The sequence below is a fragment of the Pseudoduganella sp. RAF53_2 genome (assembly GCF_052113985.1).
Classification (GTDB): Bacteria; Pseudomonadota; Gammaproteobacteria; order Burkholderiales; family Burkholderiaceae_D; genus Rugamonas.
In genome coordinates this window covers 1-4,911 of record NZ_JBFRDW010000466.1, presented here as the reverse complement: position 1 = coordinate 4,911, position 4,911 = coordinate 1, and the positions used below count along the sequence as shown (strand labels likewise).

6 protein-coding genes are annotated in these 4,911 nt (G+C 65.0%); 4 read left to right on the top strand and 2 right to left on the bottom strand.

Annotated features, from left to right (window positions below; translation table 11 throughout):
* Window positions 1-1,131, bottom strand: a 1,131-nt coding sequence (locus AB4Z11_RS23045) for a metallophosphoesterase (RefSeq protein ID WP_442027922.1), incomplete at its 3' end; no start/stop codon positions are given.
* Between the two features lie 72 nt (window positions 1,132-1,203).
* On the opposite strand from AB4Z11_RS23045, the gene AB4Z11_RS23040 reads away from it, so the two are divergent.
* A complete protein-coding gene (locus tag AB4Z11_RS23040; RefSeq protein ID WP_442027921.1) occupies window positions 1,204-1,902 on the top strand; it encodes an HAD family hydrolase in 699 nt (232 codons plus the stop codon).
* A gap of 28 nt (window positions 1,903-1,930) precedes the next feature.
* Window positions 1,931-2,947: a heat-inducible transcriptional repressor HrcA gene (gene hrcA / locus AB4Z11_RS23035; protein ID WP_442027920.1), complete on the top strand. Its 1,017-nt coding sequence runs from the start codon at window positions 1,931-1,933 to the stop codon at window positions 2,945-2,947.
* 63 nt (window positions 2,948-3,010) lie between these two features.
* Here the strand turns inward: hrcA and fur are convergent, their stop codons facing one another.
* Window positions 3,011-3,439 (bottom strand): ferric iron uptake transcriptional regulator, encoded by a 429-nt coding sequence (gene fur, locus AB4Z11_RS23030; protein ID WP_442027919.1) that lies wholly within the window; start codon window positions 3,437-3,439, stop codon window positions 3,011-3,013.
* A 78-nt stretch (window positions 3,440-3,517) separates the two neighbouring features.
* Here fur and AB4Z11_RS23025 point away from each other — a divergent pair, with 78 nt between their 5' ends.
* Window positions 3,518-4,084, top strand: coding sequence for an outer membrane protein assembly factor BamE (locus tag AB4Z11_RS23025; RefSeq protein ID WP_442027918.1), 567 nt, complete (start codon window positions 3,518-3,520; stop codon window positions 4,082-4,084).
* Window positions 4,085-4,093: 9 nt separating this feature from the next.
* Window positions 4,094-4,903: a 4-hydroxy-tetrahydrodipicolinate reductase gene (gene dapB / locus AB4Z11_RS23020; protein WP_442027917.1), complete on the top strand. Its 810-nt coding sequence runs from the start codon at window positions 4,094-4,096 to the stop codon at window positions 4,901-4,903.
* Window positions 4,904-4,911 lie beyond the last annotated feature (8 nt).

Below are 4,911 nucleotides of genomic sequence, written 5' to 3'. Positions count from 1 at the left end.
GACCTGCTGCCACAGGTGCACGTGGCCGGACAGCATGGCTTGTACGCTGTCGGGCAGCAGCAGGGGATTCAGCGAGCCGAAGGTTTGCTGCAGGCCGAGGTCGCCCAGCTCCAGGAAGCGCTGCTTGCTTTTCTTGTCGATGTCGGCGCCGAAGCCCAGCATCGGCTGATGATTCAGGCCCAGGTTCCAGCGCGCCTGCTGCGACAGCTGCTCCAGCTTGCGGTAGGTGTCGCGGTACTGGTCCCAGCCGGGCTGGCCGGGCTTGATGCCGCGCCAGCTGGTGGCGGTGGTATCCAGCACCAGCAACTGGCTGGCGCCGCCGATCGGCACGGCGTAGGGATCGCTGTAGTTGCCGCTCAGATCATCGGCGGCGGCATTGCAGTCGCGGCCTGGCTGCAGCGGACGCGGATCGAGGAAGCGCCACCAGCCTTGTCCGGCGCGGGTGCAGGTTTCGTGATTGCCGCGCACCATGACCCAGGGCGCTGCCGCCAGCAGCGGCGCGGCGGGACGGAAGAAGTCTTCGCGCCAGGCGTCCCAGCCATAACCCCRGGGCGAACCGGCGCAGCCGGCGTTGCCTTCGGGGCAGGGATTCTCGCGGTAGTGGTAGTCGCCGACGTGGATCACCAGGTCGGGCTGCCACTTCGCCGCGGCGGCGGCAATGGTGGCAAACGGCGTCGCTTGCGCATCGTTGCAGGCCTGGTAGTTGTTGTCGGACTTTTTCAGGCGGCAGCCGGTGTCGCCGATCACCACGATGCGCTGTGCTTCGGCGCGTGGCAGCGGCAGCGTCTGGCCGCCGACGCTGGCGCTGCGCGCATTTGCCGGCAAGGCCGCTTCGCAAGTCAGCACCGGGAAGCGGCTGGGCACCGAATCGGCCGGCGCCGAGCTGGTCGGCCGCAGCGCGATGGTTTCGGCCGGCGCGCGCAGCTGCATCGGCAGCGCCTGGCCGTCGACGGTCAGCGGCGGGCAGCTTGCCGCTTCCGTCACCACGCGCGCCACGGCCGCACCTTGCTCGCCCAGCACGACATACGCGGACAGCGAAGCGGATAGCGGCGCCGGTGCCGGGCTTTGCGTAGCGCAGCCCGCCAGCACGGCGGCGGCCAGCGCCCAGGGCGCGCGTGACAGGATAGACATCAACTTAACTCCAGTGCAATAAGCCCGTTAATCTACCACGGCCGCGTCTTCGCGATGTGGGACAATGCTGGCATGAAGCCGAAAGCCATACTTTTCGATCTGGATGACACCCTGTGGCCGATCGCGCCGGTGATCGCCGAAGCGGAGCTGACCTTGCACGCCTGGCTGAGCGAGCACGCGCCGGGCGTGACGAAAAATTTCAGCATCGAGCAGCTGCGCCTGCACCGCATGGAGTTGCTGGCCGCGCGGCCGGAACTGCACGTCGATCTGGGCGCCTTGCGGCGTGCCAGCCTGAACGAGGTGTTCGCCCACGCCGGCGAGGACGCCACCAACGTCGATGGCGCCATGCGCCATTTCTTCGCCGCGCGCAATGCGGTCAAGCCTTATGACGACGTCTTGCCCGGCTTGCTCAAGCTGAAACAGCAGGTGTTGCTGGGAACCATCAGCAATGGCAACGCGGATCTTGAAGTCATCGGCCTCGCCCACCATTTCAAGGTATCGCTGGCGGCCGCCGATTTCGGCAAGGCCAAGCCCGATCCCGGCATTTTCCGCGCCGCCTGCACTACCCTGGGCGTGCTGCCCTCGGAGGCGGTGTATGTCGGCGACGACCTGAAACTGGATGTGGAAGGCGCCCAGCGCGCCGGCCTGCGCGCGGTCTGGCTGAACCGGACCGGCAGCGATGCCCATCTGGCGGCCGGTGTCCAGCCTGATGCAATTTGCTCCAGTTTTGAGGAACTTCTTGCATGGCTGGAAGAACAGTTGGCAGAATAGATGGGCAATCACCGCTTCATGAAGAGCTATGCAACTCGATAACCGTGCCCAAACCCTGCTCAAAGCCCTGGTCGAGCGCTATATCGCCGACGGCCAGCCCGTCGGCTCGCGCGCGCTGTCCAAGATTTCCGGACTGGAGCTGTCGCCGGCCACCATCCGCAACATCATGGCGGACCTGGAGGAGCTGGGCTATGTGGCCAGCCCGCACACTTCGGCCGGACGCATTCCCACGCCGCGCGGCTACCGCATCTTTGTCGACACCCTGCTGACCGTGCAGCACATCGATGAGAGCGCAGTCGAGGCGCGCCTGCGCGCGACCGCCCAGCCGCCGCAGAAGCTGATTGCCAACGCGGCGCAGATGCTGTCCTCGCTGACCCAGTTCGCGGGCGTGGTGCTGACGCCGCGCCATGAGTCGGTGTTCCAGCAGGTGGAGTTTTTACGCCTGGGCGAGAAGCGAATCTTGCTGGTGATCGTGTCACCCAATGGCGATGTGCAGAACCGCATGCTGCTGACCGACGTGGATTATTCTCCGGCCCAGCTGCAGCAGTCGGCCAATTTCATCAACCAGCATTATTCCGGCCTGTCCTTCGACGAGGTGCGCGGCCGCCTGCAGGGCGAGGTGCGCCAGCTGCGCGACGATATGGGGCGCCTGATGCAGGCCGCCGTGGAAGCGGGCAGCGAAGCCATGGCCGAGAATACCGAGGACATGGTGATCGCCGGCGAGCGCAATCTGCTGTCGGTGGCCGACCTGTCGTCGAATATGAGCTCGCTGCGCCAGATGTTCGACCTGTTCGAGCAGAAGACCGGCCTGATCCAGCTGCTGGACGTGTCGTCCAAGGCGTCCGGCGTGCAGATCTTCATCGGCGGCGAATCGCACCTGGTGCCGATGGATGAAATGAGCGTGGTGACCGCGCCGTACGAGGCGAACGGCAAGATTGTGGGTACCCTGGGAGTGATCGGCCCGACCCGCATGGCCTACGAGCGGGTGATTCCGATTGTCGATATTACATCGCGCCTGCTGTCGAATGCCCTGAGCCAGCATTGAAACCCGCGGCTTGAACCCGGTGGCAGCCACGACGTGGCTGCCACCCGCTTTACGCCTCGGGTTTTAATGCTTGTGCGGGCAGTTGGTCTTGGTGCAGTTGCCGTACAGCGCCAGGGCGTGTTCGGCGATCTTGAAGCCGCGCTCGGCGGCGATGGCTTGCTGGCGCTTCTCGATTTCCTCGTCCACGAATTCTTCCACGCGGCCGCAGTCCAGGCACACCAGGTGGTCGTGGTGCGAGCCTTCGTTCAGTTCGAAAATCGCCTTGCCGCTCTCGAAGTGGTTGCGGTTCAGCAGGCCGGCCTGCTCGAACTGGGTCAGCACGCGGTACACGGTGGCCAGGCCCACGTCCATATTCTCGGCCAGCAGCTGTTTATAGACGTCTTCCGCAGTCAGGTGACGCACTGGGCTGCTCTGGAAAATGTCAAGAATCTTCAGGCGCGGCAGGGTGGCCTTCAGGCCGGACGCCTTCAGGTCGGTGGGGCTGTTACTCATGTTTGGTATCGTATGTGGCTGGAGTGCTTTATGATATAGCGTTTTGGCACTTCTGCTCAATCGGATTTGAGGTCATCTATGCGCGTTACCCCGGCTCTGCCGTCCCATTTGTTAGTGAAATGCCTGGCCCCGCTGGCGGCTCTGGCCCTGGCCGGCTGCGCCAGCAAGGCACCGGCGCCAGCGCCGGTGGTAGCGTCCCAGGGCGCCCAGACCACCACCATCACCCAGCTGCAGAAGTTCATGTGGTTCTTCTCGCCTTACCGTCCGGATATCCAGCAGGGTAACTTCGTGTCGCAGGAAATGATGGCCCAGCTGAAGGTGGGCATGACCAAGGACCAGGTGAAGTTCCTGCTCGGCACGCCGCTGATGGCCGATGCCTTCCACGCCGACCGCTGGGATTACCCCTTCCGCCTAGCCAAGGGCAGCGGCGAGCTGACCACCAGCGCGGTGGTGGTGTTCTTCGACAAGGATGGCAAGGTGGAGCGCTTCGAAGGCGGCAATCTGCCGACCGAGCAGGAATACATTTCGCGCATTGCCGGTCCGATCAAGGAATTCAAGAAGTCCGAGGCAGCCGCCGACAAGCAGCAGGCATCGCCGGCGCGTGCGCCGCTGCCGGCCGGTCAGGAATCCGGCGCGGCCAAGTAAGGATCATTCATGACGACTCTGAATATCGCAATTGCCGGCGCCGGCGGGCGCATGGGCCGCATGCTGGTCGAGGCGGTGCAGGCCGATCCGGACTGCACCCTGGCCGGTGCCCTGGACCGTCCGGGCGGCGCCAATATCGGCCAGGACGCGGCGGCCTTCACCGGCCAGCCCTCCGGCGTGACGGTGGCGGGCGACTTGGCCGAAGGCTTGAAGAATGCCCAGGTGCTGATCGACTTCACCCGTCCGGAAGGCACGCTGGAACACCTGGCTTACTGCGCCGAGCACGGCGTCAAGCTGGTGATCGGCACCACCGGCTTCGATGAGGCGGGCAAGGCAGCCATCCGCAAGGCGGCCGAGAAGACCGCCATCGTGTTCGCGCCGAATATGAGCGTGGGCGTGAACGTGACCCTGAAGCTGCTGGAATTCGCGGCCAAGCAGTTCGCTACCGGCTACGACATCGAAATCATCGAGGCGCATCACCGCCACAAGGTCGATGCGCCGTCCGGCACCGCGCTGAAGATGGGCGAGGTGATTGCCGATGCGCTGGGGCGCGACCTGAAGCAGGTCGGCGTGTTCGCGCGCGAAGGCGTGACCGGGCCGCGCGATCCGTCCTCGATCGGTTTTGYCACCGTGCGCGGCGGCGACATCATCGGCGACCATACCGTGATGTTTGCCACCGAAGGCGAGCGCATCGAGATCAGCCACAAATCGTCCTCGCGCCAGCATTACGCCAACGGCTCGCTGCGCGCGGCGCGCTTCCTGGCGGACAAGAGCACCGGCCTGTTCGATATGTACGACGTGCTGGGCCTGAACGGCTGATGGAGCAC

Coding starts and splice junctions, on each gene's coding strand:
- hrcA (WP_442027920.1), top strand. CDS start 1,931: ATGCAACTCGATAACCGTGCCCAAACCCTGCTCAAAGCCCTGGTCGAG.
- AB4Z11_RS23025 (WP_442027918.1), top strand. CDS start 3,518: ATGCGCGTTACCCCGGCTCTGCCGTCCCATTTGTTAGTGAAATGCCTG.
- fur (WP_442027919.1), bottom strand. CDS start 3,439: ATGAGTAACAGCCCCACCGACCTGAAGGCGTCCGGCCTGAAGGCCACC.
- AB4Z11_RS23040 (WP_442027921.1), top strand. CDS start 1,204: ATGAAGCCGAAAGCCATACTTTTCGATCTGGATGACACCCTGTGGCCG.